This is a genomic window from Pantoea sp. JK, assembly GCF_026130245.1.
In the GTDB taxonomy this organism is placed as follows: Bacteria; Pseudomonadota; Gammaproteobacteria; order Enterobacterales; family Enterobacteriaceae; genus Pantoea; species Pantoea trifolii.
On record NZ_JAINFN010000005.1, the window covers coordinates 265151 to 281151 of the forward strand.

The following is a 16001-nucleotide window of genomic DNA, read 5'->3' on the forward strand; positions in this document are numbered from 1 at the left end:
GAGAAGAATGAATAACCGCCTGACCGGTCTGGCGTTAGCCAGCTTACTGCTGGTAGGTTGTGCCAGCTCAAAACCGGCTGACAATACGGAACCTGCACAGCGCAGCGATCCGTTGGAAGGCTTTAACCGCACGATGTTTAACTTCAACTACAACGTGCTGGATCCGTATGTTCTGCGCCCGGTGGCGGTAGCCTGGCGCGATTATGTGCCGGTGCCGGCACGTAGCGGCATAAGTAATGTATTAGCTAACGTTGAAGAACCTGCCAGCATGGTCAACGCCATTCTGGTGGGTGAGCCGCGCCAGGCAGGTATCCACTTCACCCGTTTCTTCCTGAACACCGTGTTAGGACTGGGTGGATTAATTGACGTGGCGGGAAAAGCCAATCCGGAGCTGGCGCGTGAAGTGCCGCATCGCTTTGGTAGCACGCTGGGACGCTATGGCGTTGGTTACGGTCCGTATGTTGAACTACCGGCTTACGGCAGCTTCACCATCCGTGAAGATGGCGGTGACTTCGTCGATACGCTCTATCCGGTATTAAGCTGGCTGAGCTGGCCGATTTCGGTGGGTAAATGGACGCTGGAAGGGATTGAAACCCGTGCACAGTTGCTGGATTCGGACGCCATTTTGCGTCAGCAGCAAGATCCGTACGCCTTCATTCGTAATGCCTACTTCCAGCGACATGACTTTATCGCCAATGGCGGTAAGTTGAAGCCGGAAGATAATCCGAACGCCAGTGCGATTCAGGATGATCTGAAAGATATCGATTCGCAGTAAAAGAAAAAGGCGACTCATTAAGTCGCCTTTTTTTATCAAGCTAAGCATCAGAACTTGTAGTTAAAGTTCGCGCCGTACAGCCAGGCTTTACCTTCAGAGTTAAAGGTATACGGGCCTTCTTTCACGGTGACTTTCTGACCGTGCATGTAAGAAATACCCAAGTCGACGGAAGCATCTTCATTGAACGCGTATGACGCACCGGCGCTCAACCATAGACGATCCTGATCCGGGATGGAGATAGAACGCTTATCGGCCGGAACCGGGCTGTCATCAAAGGCGATACCGGTACGGAAGGTCCAGTTGTCGTCATAGAAGTACGAGGTACCTAACGCGATACGATAGGCATCGTGGAAGCCTTCATCCTTGTAAAACAGCGTCTGGCCATTGCTGCCGGTGGCTTTCAGCTCCTGAAATTGGCTCCAGCTGGTATACGTAAGGCTATAGTGAACCGCCCATTGTGGTGCGACTTTATGGTAGCCGGACAATTCCCACATCTCAGGCAGATTCAGTGTCAGAGAACCCGGAATGGTTGAGCCGCCGGTACCGTAAGGCAGGCCTAACAGCTGTGCCTGTGGCAGAGAGTTCACGAAACCCGGCAGGCTGCTTTTGTAATCGCCGTCAAAGTCGATTTTAACTTCTGAGCGATAGGTGAAACCGAAGCGGTTGTTCTTATCCACTTCATACAAAATGCCGGCGTTCCAGCCGTAACCCCATTCATCACCCTTTAAATGGGCAATTTGGGTATCGGCAGGAATGCCCAGCGCTGCGCCAGATTCACCAGCATAACGCTCAATCTTCGCCTTGGCATAAACCGCATCAAATCCGATACCAAAGCTGAAATTCTCATTCAGTCGATAAGCGGTGCTGATATTAAAGTTGCCGGTCATCAGGTCGGTTTTGCCGCCATAACCCCCTGCGGTATAGCCATTATTGAATTCGGTTGCCAGACCATAGTTTGAGGTTGCAGACGCACCAATCCACCACTGATCGTTAATCGGATGCACATAGTGAAGATTAGGGATCCACTGATTCGGCGCAATATTCTTGGCATCAAGGCTGCGACCAGAAGGGCTTTGACCGCTAATATCCACTTCAGGATCAATGTAAACCGCACCAATCGAGAAAGAAGGGCGATCCATCAACGCCATAGTTGCCGGGTTACGGCTGGCAGAGGCGGCGGTATCACCCATCGCACCTTCACCGGAATACGCACGACCTAAACCAATTGCTGAGAATTCATTCAGTTGAAAGCCCGCGGCGTAAACGTGAGAACAGACGAGCGTTACTGCAGCTGCCACAGCTGACTTTGCAAACAGGTTTTTATGGTTCATGACCACAACCTCATCTAGATTTATTATTTAACGTTGTTACGTCGCGTAACAAAGAGCGGCGAATTGTAGGGACTGACGACAAAACCACATATCAGACCAGTGCGACGAGTATAGGTCCGACCTGTGTATTTGTTGCAATATTGTTTTTTAAATATTTCTGATTTGATCGATAAAATCAGATCTGCTTAACAAAATCTTAGCGGTTGGCCTTCAACATAGCTTTCAATTTTGTTCTGGATCAATTTTTAGTGTGATATTCGTCACTTAGCGGGTTGATCGTGGATATGAAAACGCAGCAGGCGTACACTTTGCGGCAGAAAATGATCCGATTGTGTTGAATTTATCGTCAGGAGAAAACCATGACTGATGCCATTAAAAAATGTAGTGCGAACGAAACGGCCGCCTGCTGCTGTGTCGATGTGGGAACCGTGATGGACAATACCGATTGCACCGCGAGCTGGTCGGGCGTGTTTGCCGATCGTCATGCGGCGGATGCGATGCTGGCGCATTTGACCGAGCGCGCACGTCAGGTGGAATCCGATCCCTGCGATATTCGCGCGGATTTTGCCAATGAAGGCGACGCTGTGCGCCTGTCTATCGACTTCACCTTTGCCTGCCAGGCGGAAACCCTGATTTTCCAGCTCGGCCTACGCTAATCACGTCGCTGCCGAAACCCCTTCGGCAGCCTTAACTCATTTTCGTGTATTCCCTCGCACTTTTTTCCTCTGCTTATTGGCTACTTAGCAACACTTAGTTAACACTGATGATCAGGTCAGACCTGTTTGGCAATGATGCCCCGGTCAAAAATTACAGGTGATTGCAATGAGCAAAGCGCAGCCGCTGCTGACGCGTCAGGGCGAACGTATCGCCATAACCCACGGATTACGCACCCCTTTTGCCCGTCAGGCGACCGATTTTCACGGCATTCCCGCGCTGGAGTTGGGACGCATGGTGATCAGCGAACTAGTGGCGCGCAGTGAATTACCGGTCGAGATTATCGATCAACTGGTGTTTGGCCAGGTGGTGCAGATGCCGGAAGCGCCGAATATTGCGCGTGAAATTGTTCTGAGCAGCGGACTAAGCGTACATACCGATGCGTATAGCGTCAGTCGCGCCTGCGCCACCAGTTTTCAGGCGGTGGCAAACGTGACGGAAAGTTTGATGGCGGGCACCATTGATGTCGGCATTGCCGGTGGCGCGGATTCATCCTCGGTGCTGCCGATTGGCGTCAGTAAAACGCTGGCGCGTGCGCTGGTGGATCTCAACAAAGCGCGCAGCTTCAGCCAAAAACTCAGCATCCTGCGTCGTTTGCGTCCGCGCGATTTGTTGCCAGTGCCACCGGCGGTGGCGGAGTATTCCACTGGCTTACGCATGGGCGATACCGCCGAGCAGATGGCGAAAAGCCACGGCATCACCCGTGAACAGCAGGATGCGTTAGCGCTACGTTCGCACCAGCATGCGGCGCGCGCCTGGCAATCGGGCGTACTCACTCAGGAAGTGATGCCGGCGTTTGTGCCGCCGTGGAAAGCGCCCATCGAGCAAGACAACAATATTCGCTTCAACGCCAGCGCCGCCGATTATGCCAAACTGCGCCCGGCATTTGATCGTCGCCACGGTTCGGTGACCGCCGCCAACAGCACGCCGCTGACCGATGGCGCCGCAGCGGTGATCCTGATGCGTGAAGGGCGCGCGCGCGAACTCGGCATTCAGCCGCTTGGCTATCTGCGCAGCTACGCCTTTACGGCGATTGATGTCTGGCAGGACATGTTGCTCGGTCCGGCGTACGCTTCGCCGTTGGCGCTGGACCGCGCCGGCATCACGCTCAACGATCTGACGCTGATTGATATGCACGAAGCCTTTGCCGCACAAACCTTAGCCAACCTGAAAATGTTCCGTGACGAACGCTTTGCGCGCGAGGTGCTGAATCGTCCGCATGCGTTAGGCGAAGTGAATGAAGAACGCTTTAACGTGCTCGGCGGATCGATTGCTTATGGTCATCCGTTTGCTGCCACCGGCGCGCGCATGATCACACAAACGCTGCACGAACTGCGGCGGCGCGGCGGCGGTTTAGGATTGGTCACCGCCTGTGCGGCGGGCGGCCTGGGCACAGCAATGGTTCTGGAGGCCGAATAATGAGCGAATCCGCCTTTCATTTACATATGCGCCTCGACCATGTCGGTGTGATTACCATCGATGTGCCGGGCGAGAAGATGAACACGCTGAAGGCCGAGTTTGTGCCGCAGATCAAAGCGGTGCTGGATGACGCGCGCAGCCATCAGGATTTAGCCGGATTAGTGTTGATCTCCGGCAAGCCAGACAACTTTGTTGCCGGTGCGGATATCAGCATGATCGCCAGCTGCAAAACGGCTGAAGAAGCTGAAGCGCTGGCAAAGCAGGGACAAGATGTGATGGCGATGATTGCCGCGCTGCCGTTTCCGGTGGTGGCGGCGATTCACGGTGCCTGCCTTGGCGGCGGCCTCGAACTGGCGCTGGCCTGCGATGCGCGCATCTGTTCGCTGGATGACAAAACGCGCCTCGGTTTGCCGGAGGTACAGCTCGGTTTGCTGCCGGGTTCTGGCGGTACGCAACGTTTGCCGCGCCTGATTGGCGTGCAGCAGGCGCTGCCGCTGATTCTCACTGGCAAACAGCTGCGCGCCAAACAGGCGCTCAAACTCGGGATTGTGGATGACGCGGTGCCGCAATCGATTCTGCTGGAAACGGCAATTGCACGCGTACATAAAGGAAAAGGCGCACGCCGGGAACTTTCGCGCCGCGATCGTTTACTGCAAGGACCGATTGCGCGTCAGGTGCTGTTTTCACTGGCACAGCGTCAAACCCACAGCAAAACCCAGGGCAACTATCCTGCGGCTGACCGTATTCTTGAAGTGGTGCGCATCGGTCTGGAGCAGGGCAGCAGTGCCGGACATGAAGCGGAAGCGCGCGCCTTTGGACAACTGGCGATGACGCCAGAATCGGCCGCGCTGCGCAGCCTGTTCTTCGCCTCAACTGCCTTAAAGAAAGACTCGATGGCCAGTGTTGAACCGCAAGCGCTGAAGCAGATTGGCGTGCTTGGCGGCGGATTGATGGGCGGCGGCATTGCCAGCGTCACGGCGCTGAAAGCCGGTTTGCCGGTGCGCATTAAAGACATCAATCTCGTCGGTGTGAATCATGCACTGCAATACAGCTGGGACTTGTTGAGCAACAAGGTGAAGCGGCGTCAGCTGAAAGCGGCCGAACGTCAGCAGCAGATGGCGCGCATTAGCGGCGGCAACGATTATCAAGGATTCAGCCAGCGCGATCTGGTGATCGAAGCGGTATTTGAGGATCTGGCGCTCAAGCAGCAGATGGTCAGCGAAATCGAAAGCCATTGCCAGCCGCACACCATATTTGCCTCCAATACCTCGTCGCTACCGATTGCCGACATTGCCGCCCATGCGCAGCGACCGGAAAATATTATCGGCCTGCATTACTTCAGCCCGGTGGACAAAATGCCGCTGGTGGAGGTGATTCCGCATGCCAATACCTCAGCGCAAACGCTGGCGAACACGGTGCAGCTGGCGCGTCAGCAGGGCAAAACAGCGGTGGTGGTGGCGGATCGTCCCGGCTTTTACGTTAACCGCATTCTCGCACCCTATATAAATGAAGCGATGCACTGTTTGCAGGAGGGTGAGCCGATCGAGCATATCGATCGCGCTTTAGTGAAATTCGGTTTTCCGGTTGGGCCGCTGCAGCTGCTGGATGAAGTGGGCATTGATGTCGGCAGCAAAATCAGCCCGATTCTCGAGCAGGCTTACGGTTCTCGCTTCAGCGCACCCAACGCCGCGAACGCCATTCTGGCTGATGGCAGAAAAGGGCGTAAGAACCACAAAGGGTTCTACCTCTACCAACGTTCGCGCTGGCCGGGCAAGCGCAAAGCCGATGCGTCAATCTACACGCTGTTGAACATCAAACCGCAGGCGAAGCAGAGCGAAGCGCAGATTGCTGAGCGCTGCGTATTGATGATGCTGAACGAAGCGGCACGCTGTTTGGATGAAGCGGTGATCCGCAACGCGCGGGATGGCGATATTGCGGCGGTGTTTGGCATCGGCTTCCCGCCGTTCCTTGGCGGTCCGTTCCGCTATATGGATCAGCGCGGCATTGGCGATATCGTCAAAGCATTAAGCTCATTAATGCAGCAACACGGCGAGCGTTTTGCGCCAAGTGAAGCGCTGATCGCAATGTCAGAACAGCAAACGAATTTTTACACTTCTGCACAATCGTGAATAGGCGCACAGATTCAGCGGGTTAGTTAGAGGGCTGCGCAGCGGTAAGCGCAGCACCATTCTGAGATATGCTTATTTAATAAACAACCGGTTGACTATACTGAAGCCATTGGGGTAAAACACACCGTTCATTCGCAGAATGAAGCGTCTGGTGCTGTGGTACCGGGCGATATCGACAAACAACAGCGGTGCTTTATGCAAGTTTTTATCATGCGTCATGGCGACGCAGCTCTGGAAGCAGCGAGTGATTCAGTTCGACCTCTCACCCTCTGTGGCTGTGATGAATCGAGAGCGATGGCGAGTTGGCTCAACAGCAAAACGCCAGCAATCGATCGGGTATTAGTGAGTCCGTATCTGCGCGCCGAGCAAACGCTGGCAACGGTACGTGAAACGCTGAAGTTGCCGGAAGGGCAGGATGTGTTGCCGGAACTGACGCCAGGCGGCGATCCCGCTATGGTAGCCAGCTATTTGCAGGTGCTGGCGCAGAAAGGGGTTAAATCGGCGCTGGTGATTTCACACTTGCCGCTGGTGGGTTATCTGGTTTCTGAACTCTGCCCGCAGGAAGCGCCGCCGATGTTCGCGACCTCTGCGATAGCCTGTGTGAACTTTGATGCAGAGGCCTGCGAAGGCAAGCTGGAGTGGCAGGTCAGCCCGTCAAAATTGGCTAAAGCAATCTAATCTCTATGGGCCGCTAGCAAACGCGGCCCTATCCTTTTGTAGCGCGGCACGTCACGGCAGTTCAGGCGGCTGCCACTCTTCCACTTCTATCAGCACCAGCAGCGCGGCGTCTCCGCCGAACATTTTCGGTGCCTGATGAAACGCCATCACATGCGGATGTTGTGCCAGCCACAGCGGTGTTTGCTGCTTGAGGATATGTTTACCGTGTCCGGTCATGACGCTGGCGCAGAACAGATGCTCACGACGGCAGGCGGCGATTAGCGCGCCGAGCTCCTGCTTGGCCTGCATCTGCGTTAAGCCATGCAGATCGAGAAAAATTTCCGGCGTGTAATCGCCACGACGCAGCTTCTTCAGCTCGTAGTGGCTCACATCGGCGCGCACATAGCGTACCGGACCTTCGCTGGACAGCAGCGGCTGAAACTCGTCAGAGAAATAATGACTGTTATCGGCTTGCTCTGATATCAGGCGTTTCAACGGCAGTTGGCGCGTTTTCACCACCGGTTTGTGCACGATGGTGTCCTGTTTCAGCTTGCGCGTTCCGGTCATTAACTGGCGAAACATTTGCTGATCGTCCTGGCTTAGCGGCGTTTTTTTACTCATGGCTCGGTGATAAGTTAAGAAAAAGCTGGTAAACAGCCGGTGGCATACCTTAACCGTTACTGTTAACAAATGTCAGCTTTTTCACCTCGCTGCGCTGAATTCTGCCCGGCTTCGTGGCACACTATCGGCCGATTGATTTTATGGCCTGCGGAGGGCTACGTGGACAAGATATTCGTCGATGAGGCAGTGAATGAACTGCACACCATTCAGGACATGCTGCGCTGGGCTGTCAGCCGTTTTTCGGCGGCAGGCATTTGGTACGGCCACGGCACGGATAATCCCTGGGACGAAGCCGTCCAACTGGTTCTGCCCACGCTGTGGCTGCCGCTGGATATTCCAGAAGATATGCGCAATGCGCGCCTGACTGCCAGCGAGCGTCATCGCATTGTTGAGCGCGTGATTCGCCGCGTCAACGAGCGCATTCCGGTGGCGTATCTCACCAACAAAGCCTGGTTCTGCGGCCACGAATTTTACGTTGATGAGCGCGTATTAGTGCCGCGTTCACCGATTGGTGAACTGATTGAGAACCGTTTTGCCGGTTTGATCGGCGAGTCACCTCATCACATTCTCGATATGTGCACCGGCAGCGGCTGCATCGCCATTGCCTGCGCTTACGCCTTCCCGGAAGCGGAAGTGGATGCGGTGGATATCTCCACCGATGCGCTGGCGGTTGCCGAGCAGAACATCGAAGAGCACGGCCTGCTGAACCACGTCACCCCAATCCGCGCCGATCTGTTCCGTAACTTGCCGCCGGTGAAATACGATCTGATCGTCACCAACCCACCTTACGTGGATGCGGAAGATATGGACGATCTGCCGAACGAATATCGCCACGAGCCGGAACTGGGTCTGGCAGCGGGCAGCGACGGCCTGAAACTGGTGCGCCGTATTCTGGCTTGTGCGCCGGATTACCTCACCGAACAAGGCGTGCTGATTTGCGAAGTCGGTAACAGCATGGTGCACATGATCGATCAGTACCCAGATGTGCCGTTTACCTGGCTGGAGTTTGATAACGGCGGTGACGGCGTGTTTATGCTGACGCGCGAGCAAATCGTCGCGGCACAGCATCACTTCTCATTCTACAAAGACTAAATAAGAGGGCGAGCGCTCGCCCGCAACATCGCAACAAGGAACCAGCATGGCCGGAAACAGCATCGGACAAGTTTTTCGCGTAACCACTTTTGGCGAGTCGCATGGTATTGCGCTGGGCTGCATCGTTGACGGTGTGCCGCCCGGCATTCCGCTGACGGAAGCCGACATTCAGCACGATCTCGATCGTCGTCGTCCTGGCACGTCGCGCTACACCACACAGCGCCGCGAGCCGGATCAGGTGAAAATTTTGTCCGGCGTGTTTGAGGGCGTGACGACGGGAACCTCAATCGGTCTGCTGATTGAGAATACTGACCAGCGTTCACAGGATTACGGCGCAATCAAAGATCTGTTCCGTCCTGGCCATGCCGATTATACCTACGAGCAGAAATACGGCCTGCGCGACTATCGTGGCGGCGGACGCTCTTCGGCGCGTGAAACCGCGATGCGCGTGGCGGCCGGTGCGATTGCTAAGAAGTATTTGCAGATGAAGCACGGCATTGTGGTGCGCGGCTATCTGGCGCAGATTGGCGATGTGGCTTGTGAACTGAAAGACTGGAGCATCGTGGAAGAGAACCCGTTCTTCTGCCCGGATGCCTCGAAGCTGGAAGCGCTGGATGAACTGATGCGTGGCCTAAAAAAAGAGGGCGACTCCATCGGTGCGAAAGTCACCGTGCTGGCCGAAAACGTGCCGCCAGGCTTGGGCGAGCCGGTATTTGATCGTCTGGATGCGGATTTGGCGCATGCGCTGATGAGCATCAACGCGGTGAAAGGCGTGGAAATTGGCGACGGTTTCGCGGTGATCAACCAGCGCGGCAGCCAGCATCGCGATGAGATTCGTGCCAACGGTTTCCAGAGCAACCACGCGGGCGGCATTTTAGGCGGCATCAGTAGCGGCCAAACTATCAGCGCCAATCTGGCGATGAAACCGACCTCCAGTATTACCGTGCCGGGCAACACCATCACCCGCGACGGCGAAGAAGTCGAGATGATCACCAAAGGTCGTCACGATCCCTGCGTTGGTATTCGCGCGGTGCCCATTGCCGAAGCGATGATGGCGATTGTGTTGATGGATCACCTGCTGCGCCAGCGTGCGCAAAACGGTGACGTCAACAGCAGCGTACCGCGCTGGTAAGCCTGATGATGCGCCGTCTGCTCATCACCTGTGCCGCGCTGTTATGCAGTGCGGCCGCCGTTGCCGCCACGCCGTGGCAGCAAATTCATCAGCCGATTGCCGGCAGCCCGCAGTCGATTGGCGGCTTCGCCAATGGCTGTATTGTCGGTGCGCAGCAGCTGCCGCTTAACTCAGCCAATTATCAGGTGATGCGTCAGGATCAGCGCCGCTACTTCGGCCATCCCGATCTGATCGCCTTTATTCAGCGTCTCAGCACCCAGGTTCATCAGCTTCAGCTGGGGCAAGTGCTGATTGGCGATATGGGCATGGCGGCGGGCGGCCGTTTTAGCAGCGGCCACGCCAGCCATCAAACGGGTCTGGATGTTGATATCTGGCTGCAGCTGCCGAAAACCCGCTGGACGGCGCAGCAATTGCTCAAGCCGCAGCCGCTCGATTTGGTTTCTGCCGATGATAAGCAGGTGATCGCACGTCACTGGCAACCACAAATTGATAGCCTGATTAAACTGGCAGCGAAAGACGACGAAGTAACGCGTATCTTCGTCAATCCAGCGATTAAACGGCAGCTTTGTGCCGATGCCGGTAGCGATCGCGCGTGGCTAAATAAGGTACGTCCGTGGTTTGCCCATCGCGCGCACATGCATGTGCGTTTGCGTTGCCCGGCGGGCAGTCTGGAGTGTGAAGATCAGGCGCCTCAACCGGCAGGCGATGGCTGTGGCGCAGAGCTGGATAGCTGGTTCCTGCCGAAAAAACCAGGCAGCACGCCGCCCGTGAAGAAAACGCCGCCGCCACTACCGCCGTCCTGTCAGGCGCTGTTAGATAAACATCTTCTGTAGGTATCTCAATGGATTGGTTTGTTGTCAGCCCGCTGGTGCTCGGCGTGCTGTTTTTCGTGGCGGTGCTGGCGGCGTTTATCGACTCGATCGCGGGCGGTGGTGGATTGCTTACCGTGCCGTCATTGCTGGCGGCCGGACTCTCTCCAGCGCAGGCGTTAGCCACCAATAAGTTGCAATCGGTCGGTGGTTCGTTCTCTGCCAGCCTCTACTTCATTCGTCGCGGCGCGGTAAAGCTGAACGAGCAGTGGCTGAATATCGCCATGACCTTTCTCGGCGCCGTGGCCGGCACTATCCTGATCCAACATCTGCAAGCCGACGTGCTGCGCCAAATCTTGCCGCTGTTGTTGATCTGCATCGGTTTGTGGTTCCTGCTGATGCCGCGTTTGGGTGAAGCCGATCGCGAACGTCGTCTGCACGGTTTGCCTTATGCGCTGGTGGGCGGCGGCTGTGTCGGCTTCTACGACGGCTTTTTTGGTCCTGGCGCTGGTTCGTTCTATGCGCTGGCTTTCGTTACGCTGTGCGGCTTCAATCTGGCGAAAGCCACCGCCCACGCCAAAATCCTAAATTTCACCTCGAATTTTGGCAGTCTGCTGTTCTTTATGTTCGGCGGAAAAGTGGTGTGGGGCACGGGCGCGATTATGCTGCTCGGCGCCGTTATCGGCGCGCGTCTCGGTGCCAGGCTGGTGTTGAGCCGCGGTCAGAAACTGATTCGCCCTATGGTGGTGATCGTTTCTGCGGTAATGAGCGCCAAATTGTTATGGGACAGTCATGGCGCAGAATTGATGGCCTGGCTGGCCACGCTGTAATCCAACACTCGTCAAGACCGGCTGCCAATGCGACAATGGCGCCGGTTTTTTTAAAGATTAAAAATTATGAGTACAACACACCATTACGATCAGCTGATTGCCATCTTTGATGGCTGCTTCGTTGACGATTTTCAGACCCGTCTAATTAAAGGCGACGACGAACCTATTTATCTTCCAGCGGATGAAACCTCACCGTGGAATCGCGTGGTGTTCGCACACGGCTACTACGCCAGCGGACTGCATGAAATTTCCCACTGGTGCATTGCCGGTGAAGCGCGCCGCAAGCTGGTGGATTTTGGTTATTGGTATTGTCCGGATGGACGCGATGCGCAAACGCAAAGTCAGTTCGAAGCGGTTGAGGTAAAACCGCAGGCGCTGGAGTGGTTGTTCTGCGTGGCGGCGGGCTTTCCCTTCAACGTCAGTTGTGACAATCTCGAAGGCGATTGTGAGCCAGATCGCATTGCGTTTCAGCGCAAGGTTCATGCGCAAGTGATGACGTATCTGGAGCAGGGCATTCCGCTGCGACCGGCCCGTTTCATTGATGCACTGACGAATTATTACGGCACGCCGGCACTGACGGCGGCACAATTCCCCTGGCCGGAAGATCTGTAATCCGCGAAGGTTATAAGAAGAGAGGAAGAGATGATCGTAGAATTTGAAACCCGAATTCTGGCCCTGATTGACGATATGGTCGATCACGCCAGCGATGACGAGTTGTTTGCGGGCGGCTATCTGCGTGGTCATCTGACCCTGGCAGTGGCGGAGATTGAGCTGAGCGGTGAACACACGCCGGAAGCGCTGCAAACTCACGTTACTAACAGCCTGCAAAAAGCCATTGCTGCCGGTGAACTGTCGCCACGCGATCAGGCGCTGGTCACCGGCATGTGGGACAATTTGTTCCTGCAGGCACGTCAAACCGCTTAACGTCTCGGGGCGATCGCTCGCCCCGCAGATTATCGACCCGCTTTTTTACCCTTCAGCAGTTTTCGTACCCAGTAGCGATTTGGATTCATCGCCGCCAGCGTGGCTGCATCCAGCGGTTGCGGCTCGCCGCTCATCTGCGCCGCCAGCACTTCGGCCGCCAGCGGTGCGCTGCACAAGCCACGCGAACCTAATGCGCCCAACACAAACAAATCGTTATGCACCGGCGCATCGTCCACGTTTGTCGCGCGCGCACGCTGCTCCGGCAAGTTGGCATACTGCGCCAGGGTGGCGTCATAATCCGGCGCGCTGCCGCTCATCGGCAGATGATCGCGCGTGGCACAGCGCACGCCGTTGCGCGCCTGGTTATCTGACACATCAACCTGCTGCGGCCATTGGCTTTCCGGCAAACAGTTGATTAGCCGCTGGCGATTCTCCTGCTGATCGTCGGCGCGGAAATCCGTCGCGGTTTCGCCGCGATGATAGCTAGCGCCGATGCAATGGGTGGCGAAGTTCGGGCTGACCGGCGTGAGATAGCCGTCGTAACACAGCACGGTGCGCAGCGCGCCTAATGACGGATTGGTCGGCGCGTGGCTCACCTGTCCCGCCACCGCGTACACTGGCAGCATTTTGCTTTGTTCGAGATCCAGCAACGCGTGACCATTCGCCAACACCACTTGGGAATGCTGCACCGGCGGCTGCTGGCTAAAGTGCAGCGTCCAGTTATCTTCATCGCGCGTTAACTGCGTGACGCGATGCAACCAGTGAAGGCGTAATCCCCGCGATTGCGCGTATTCCAGCAAATTGCTGGTTAGCTGAGAAGGCGACAGCCAGCCGCCCTGCGGATAGAAAATTCCGCCAACGCTGAGTTCGACGCCCGCCAGCTGTTGCGCTTCTTCTTTATTAACGCCGTAGGCGATCTCATGCGGCAGTGCCATGTTGAGCATCTGCGCAATTTTCTCCGCGCTTTTGCTATCCCAGCCCAACTGCAACACACCGCTCCAGTCATGCTCAAACTCCACTGGCAGCCGATCGTACAGGCGACGGGCAAAACCAAAAGCCGCCGGGAAGAAGGTGGCCAGCGCGGGATCGTGCTGGTTCAGCAGCGGATAGAGCGCGCCCTGACGATTGCCGGAGGCGCCCAGCGCAGGCGCATCATCCGCGCAATAGAGCGTCACGCGCCAACCGCGTCGCAACAGCGCCAGCGCCAATACGGCACTGGCGACGCCGCCGCCAATCAGCGCCACATCCTGGCTGCTGGCCGGCGGGCGCGCATACCACGGCTGGCTGTGCGGCAATTCAGCAGCCTGTTCCATTACGCCGACCAGCATTTCACGCTTGTGAGCAAAGCCTTTGCGCTTCTGCATGCTGAAACCGGCGTCCTGCAACCCGCGACGCACAAACCCCGACGCGGTGAAGGTTGCCAGCGTGCCGCCTGGACGGGCGAGGCGCGCCATCGCGGCGAACAGCTCTGGCGTCCACATCTCCGGATTTTTCGCCGGTGCAAAGCCATCAAGGAACCATGCATCCACCTGACGATTAAGACTGTCATCAAAGGTGTGAATTAGCGCGTTAATATCACCAAGCCAGAGATCCAGCGTGACTTCGCCGCCGTTAAACAGCAGGCGCTGACAACCCGGCAACGCCTGCGGCCACTGCTGTTGCAGCTGTTCGGCCCACGGCTGCAGCTCCGGCCAGTGAGCATGTGCGGCAGCGAGATCGGCGTGCGTCAGCGGGAATTTCTCGCAGCTAATAAAGTGCAGACGCTGCAAAGTGGCGTTGGGTTGCTCATTACGGAAGCGATCGAAGGCTTGCCACAGGGTGAGAAAGTTCAGACCAGTCCCAAAACCGCTCTCGGCGACAATAAATAAATCGCGCGCATGTGCGGCAAAACGGTGTGGGATGTGGTTGCCAGCGAGGAACACATAGCGCGTTTCTTCCAGTCCATTATCGTTGGAGAAATAGACGTCGCCGAACGCTCGGGACACAGGTGTACCCTGTTCATTCCAGTTTATTTGGGCGTGTTCAACCGGGGTTAATTTCACGGGGAAAGGCTCATATTTCAGGCAGTGGCGCGAGTTTAGCGATAGACGTCACATGACGCAAATTTACAAAAGGAAATGGCTGATCGGACTTGTTCGGCTTACAACTGTACGCTAGAGTGCACGTCATCCAAATATGTGGAACGAGGATTATTGAATGAAACGTGCAGTGATTACTGGCCTGGGTATTGTTTCCAGCATTGGTAATAACCAGCAAGAAGTGCTGGCTTCTCTGCGTGAAGGCCGTTCCGGTATTACTTTCTCTGAAGAGATGAGAGATGCCGGTATGCGCAGCCACGTATGGGGCAACGTCAAACTGGATACCAACGGGCTCATCGATCGCAAAATCGTGCGTTTTATGAGTGATGCCTCTATTTATGCTTACCTTTCCATGGCCGAAGCGATCAAAGATTCTGGCCTGACTGAAGAGCAGTATCAGCAGAATCCACGTGTCGGTTTGATTGCCGGTTCTGGCGGCGGTTCTCCGCGTTATCAGGTGTTTGGTGCTGACGCGATGCGTAGCCCACGCGGCCTGAAAGCGGTCGGTCCTTATGTGGTGACCAAAGCGATGGGTTCAGGCGTTTCTGCTTGCCTGGCAACCCCATTCAAAATTCACGGCGTGAACTACTCCATCAGTTCAGCCTGTGCCACGTCTGCACACTGCATCGGTAACGCGGTTGAGCAGATTCAGCTGGGTAAACAGGACATCGTATTTGCTGGCGGCGGCGAAGAGCTGAGCTGGGAAATGGCCTGTGAGTTCGATGCGATGGGCGCACTGTCGACCAAGTACAACGAAACGCCAGAAAAGGCCTCACGTACTTACGATGCCAACCGTGACGGTTTCGTCATCGCCGGCGGCGGCGGTATGGTGGTGGTTGAAGAGCTGGAACATGCTCTGGCACGTGGTGCACACATCTACGCTGAGATCGTTGGCTACGGCGCAACCTCAGATGGCGCAGATATGGTGGCTCCTTCAGGCGAAGGCGCAGTGCGCTGCATGAAGATGGCGATGCAAGGTCTCGATACCCCAATCGATTACCTCAACACCCACGGCACATCAACGCCGGTTGGTGATGTGAAAGAGCTGGGTGCGATTCGTGAAGTGTTCGGCGATAACTGCCCATCACTGTCTGCTACTAAAGCCATGACCGGTCACTCACTGGGTGCGGCGGGCGTGCAGGAAGCGATCTACACCTTGCTGATGCTGGAGCACGGTTTCATCGCGCCAAGCATCAACGTGGAAGAGCTGGATGAAGCGGGTAAAGGTCTGAACATCGTGACCAAGCCAACTGAAAAAGCGCTGACCACCGTGATGTCAAACAGCTTCGGTTTCGGCGGCACCAACGCCACCTTAACAATGCGTAAGTTGCCAGCATAATCCCGTAGGGTCGCCATTTATGGCGACCAAATTATGCAAGCACTATCACAAGGGCCGGTTATCCGGCCTTTGTTGTTTTGACAATCCACCTTCTGCTTACCTACACTCTCACTCCATCCGAAATAAAATTATCACTTCACACTAACGTGAA

General features: G+C 56.0%; 15 protein-coding genes. 12 read left to right on the forward strand and 3 right to left on the reverse strand.

Annotation, left to right across the window (positions count from 1 at the left end):
- Nucleotides 1-7 precede the first annotated feature (7 nt).
- The gene (mlaA, locus tag PanJK_RS13620; RefSeq protein ID WP_256697003.1) at nucleotides 8-775 is read left to right on the forward strand and encodes a phospholipid-binding lipoprotein MlaA; all 768 of its coding nucleotides are present in this window, start codon (nucleotides 8-10) and stop codon (nucleotides 773-775) included.
- A gap of 47 nt (nucleotides 776-822) precedes the next feature.
- Here mlaA and fadL read toward each other — a convergent pair whose 3' ends face one another.
- A complete protein-coding gene (fadL, locus tag PanJK_RS13625; RefSeq protein ID WP_265300408.1) occupies nucleotides 823-2106 on the reverse strand; it encodes a long-chain fatty acid transporter FadL in 1284 nt (427 codons plus the stop codon).
- A gap of 359 nt (nucleotides 2107-2465) precedes the next feature.
- On the opposite strand from fadL, the gene PanJK_RS13630 reads away from it, so the two are divergent.
- The 4 genes from PanJK_RS13630 (at nucleotide 2466) to sixA (ending at nucleotide 7046) form a co-directional block, all read left to right on the forward strand.
- Nucleotides 2466-2762 carry a YfcZ/YiiS family protein gene (locus PanJK_RS13630; RefSeq protein ID WP_265300410.1) on the forward strand — a complete coding sequence of 99 codons (297 nt, stop codon included), beginning with the start codon at nucleotides 2466-2468 and terminating at the stop codon, nucleotides 2760-2762.
- Nucleotides 2763-2928: 166 nt separating this feature from the next.
- Nucleotides 2929-4239, forward strand: a complete 1311-nt coding sequence (gene fadI, locus PanJK_RS13635; RefSeq protein ID WP_256697001.1) for an acetyl-CoA C-acyltransferase FadI — start codon at nucleotides 2929-2931, stop codon at nucleotides 4237-4239.
- Nucleotides 4239-6368, forward strand: coding sequence for a fatty acid oxidation complex subunit alpha FadJ (gene fadJ, locus PanJK_RS13640; RefSeq protein WP_256697000.1), 2130 nt, complete (start codon nucleotides 4239-4241; stop codon nucleotides 6366-6368). Before fadI ends, fadJ begins: the two co-directional genes overlap by 1 nt.
- A 195-nt stretch (nucleotides 6369-6563) precedes the next feature.
- Nucleotides 6564-7046, forward strand: a complete 483-nt coding sequence (sixA, locus tag PanJK_RS13645; protein ID WP_256696999.1) for a phosphohistidine phosphatase SixA — start codon at nucleotides 6564-6566, stop codon at nucleotides 7044-7046.
- Nucleotides 7047-7097: 51 nt separating this feature from the next.
- Here the strand turns inward: sixA and smrB are convergent, their stop codons facing one another.
- Nucleotides 7098-7646 carry an endonuclease SmrB gene (smrB, locus tag PanJK_RS13650; protein ID WP_265300414.1) on the reverse strand — a complete coding sequence of 183 codons (549 nt, stop codon included), beginning with the start codon at nucleotides 7644-7646 and terminating at the stop codon, nucleotides 7098-7100.
- 159 nt (nucleotides 7647-7805) lie between these two features.
- Here smrB and prmB point away from each other — a divergent pair, with 159 nt between their 5' ends.
- From prmB to PanJK_RS13680, 6 genes are all read left to right on the forward strand, one after another.
- A complete protein-coding gene (gene prmB, locus PanJK_RS13655) occupies nucleotides 7806-8738 on the forward strand; it encodes a 50S ribosomal protein L3 N(5)-glutamine methyltransferase (RefSeq protein ID WP_256696997.1) in 933 nt (310 codons plus the stop codon).
- Nucleotides 8739-8784: 46 nt separating this feature from the next.
- Entirely contained in the window at nucleotides 8785-9870 is a 1086-nt protein-coding gene (gene aroC, locus PanJK_RS13660) for a chorismate synthase (RefSeq protein WP_008101259.1), read from the forward strand.
- 8 nt (nucleotides 9871-9878) lie between these two features.
- The gene (gene mepA, locus PanJK_RS13665) at nucleotides 9879-10703 is read left to right on the forward strand and encodes a penicillin-insensitive murein endopeptidase (RefSeq protein WP_256698434.1); all 825 of its coding nucleotides are present in this window, start codon (nucleotides 9879-9881) and stop codon (nucleotides 10701-10703) included.
- A gap of 8 nt (nucleotides 10704-10711) precedes the next feature.
- The gene (locus PanJK_RS13670; protein ID WP_265300418.1) at nucleotides 10712-11509 is read left to right on the forward strand and encodes a sulfite exporter TauE/SafE family protein; all 798 of its coding nucleotides are present in this window, start codon (nucleotides 10712-10714) and stop codon (nucleotides 11507-11509) included.
- 66 nt (nucleotides 11510-11575) lie between these two features.
- Entirely contained in the window at nucleotides 11576-12121 is a 546-nt protein-coding gene (locus tag PanJK_RS13675) for an elongation factor P hydroxylase (protein ID WP_256699411.1), read from the forward strand.
- Nucleotides 12122-12151: 30 nt separating this feature from the next.
- A complete protein-coding gene (locus PanJK_RS13680; protein WP_008101252.1) occupies nucleotides 12152-12433 on the forward strand; it encodes a YfcL family protein in 282 nt (93 codons plus the stop codon).
- A 29-nt stretch (nucleotides 12434-12462) separates the two neighbouring features.
- On the opposite strand, the gene mnmC is transcribed toward PanJK_RS13680, so the two are convergent.
- A complete protein-coding gene (gene mnmC, locus PanJK_RS13685) occupies nucleotides 12463-14475 on the reverse strand; it encodes a bifunctional tRNA (5-methylaminomethyl-2-thiouridine)(34)-methyltransferase MnmD/FAD-dependent 5-carboxymethylaminomethyl-2-thiouridine(34) oxidoreductase MnmC (RefSeq protein WP_265300422.1) in 2013 nt (670 codons plus the stop codon).
- Nucleotides 14476-14629: 154 nt separating this feature from the next.
- Between mnmC and fabB the strand changes: the two genes are divergently transcribed.
- On the forward strand, nucleotides 14630-15850 hold the full coding sequence (gene fabB, locus PanJK_RS13690; RefSeq protein WP_008101249.1) for a beta-ketoacyl-ACP synthase I: 1221 nt from the start codon (nucleotides 14630-14632) through the stop codon (nucleotides 15848-15850).
- The last annotated feature ends 151 nt before the right edge of the window (nucleotides 15851-16001 follow it).

Bases quoted from the DNA above. Each gene is read 5' to 3' on its own strand.
- mlaA (WP_256697003.1), top strand. From the start codon at position 8: ATGAATAACCGCCTGACCGGTCTGGCGTTAGCCAGCTTACTGCTGGTA.
- fadL (WP_265300408.1), bottom strand. From the start codon at position 2,106: ATGAACCATAAAAACCTGTTTGCAAAGTCAGCTGTGGCAGCTGCAGTA.
- PanJK_RS13630 (WP_265300410.1), top strand. From the start codon at position 2,466: ATGACTGATGCCATTAAAAAATGTAGTGCGAACGAAACGGCCGCCTGC.
- fadI (WP_256697001.1), top strand. From the start codon at position 2,929: ATGAGCAAAGCGCAGCCGCTGCTGACGCGTCAGGGCGAACGTATCGCC.
- fadJ (WP_256697000.1), top strand. From the start codon at position 4,239: ATGAGCGAATCCGCCTTTCATTTACATATGCGCCTCGACCATGTCGGT.
- sixA (WP_256696999.1), top strand. From the start codon at position 6,564: ATGCAAGTTTTTATCATGCGTCATGGCGACGCAGCTCTGGAAGCAGCG.
- smrB (WP_265300414.1), bottom strand. From the start codon at position 7,646: ATGAGTAAAAAAACGCCGCTAAGCCAGGACGATCAGCAAATGTTTCGC.
- aroC (WP_008101259.1), top strand. From the start codon at position 8,785: ATGGCCGGAAACAGCATCGGACAAGTTTTTCGCGTAACCACTTTTGGC.
- mepA (WP_256698434.1), top strand. From the start codon at position 9,879: ATGCGCCGTCTGCTCATCACCTGTGCCGCGCTGTTATGCAGTGCGGCC.
- PanJK_RS13670 (WP_265300418.1), top strand. From the start codon at position 10,712: ATGGATTGGTTTGTTGTCAGCCCGCTGGTGCTCGGCGTGCTGTTTTTC.
- PanJK_RS13675 (WP_256699411.1), top strand. From the start codon at position 11,576: ATGAGTACAACACACCATTACGATCAGCTGATTGCCATCTTTGATGGC.
- PanJK_RS13680 (WP_008101252.1), top strand. From the start codon at position 12,152: ATGATCGTAGAATTTGAAACCCGAATTCTGGCCCTGATTGACGATATG.
- fabB (WP_008101249.1), top strand. From the start codon at position 14,630: ATGAAACGTGCAGTGATTACTGGCCTGGGTATTGTTTCCAGCATTGGT.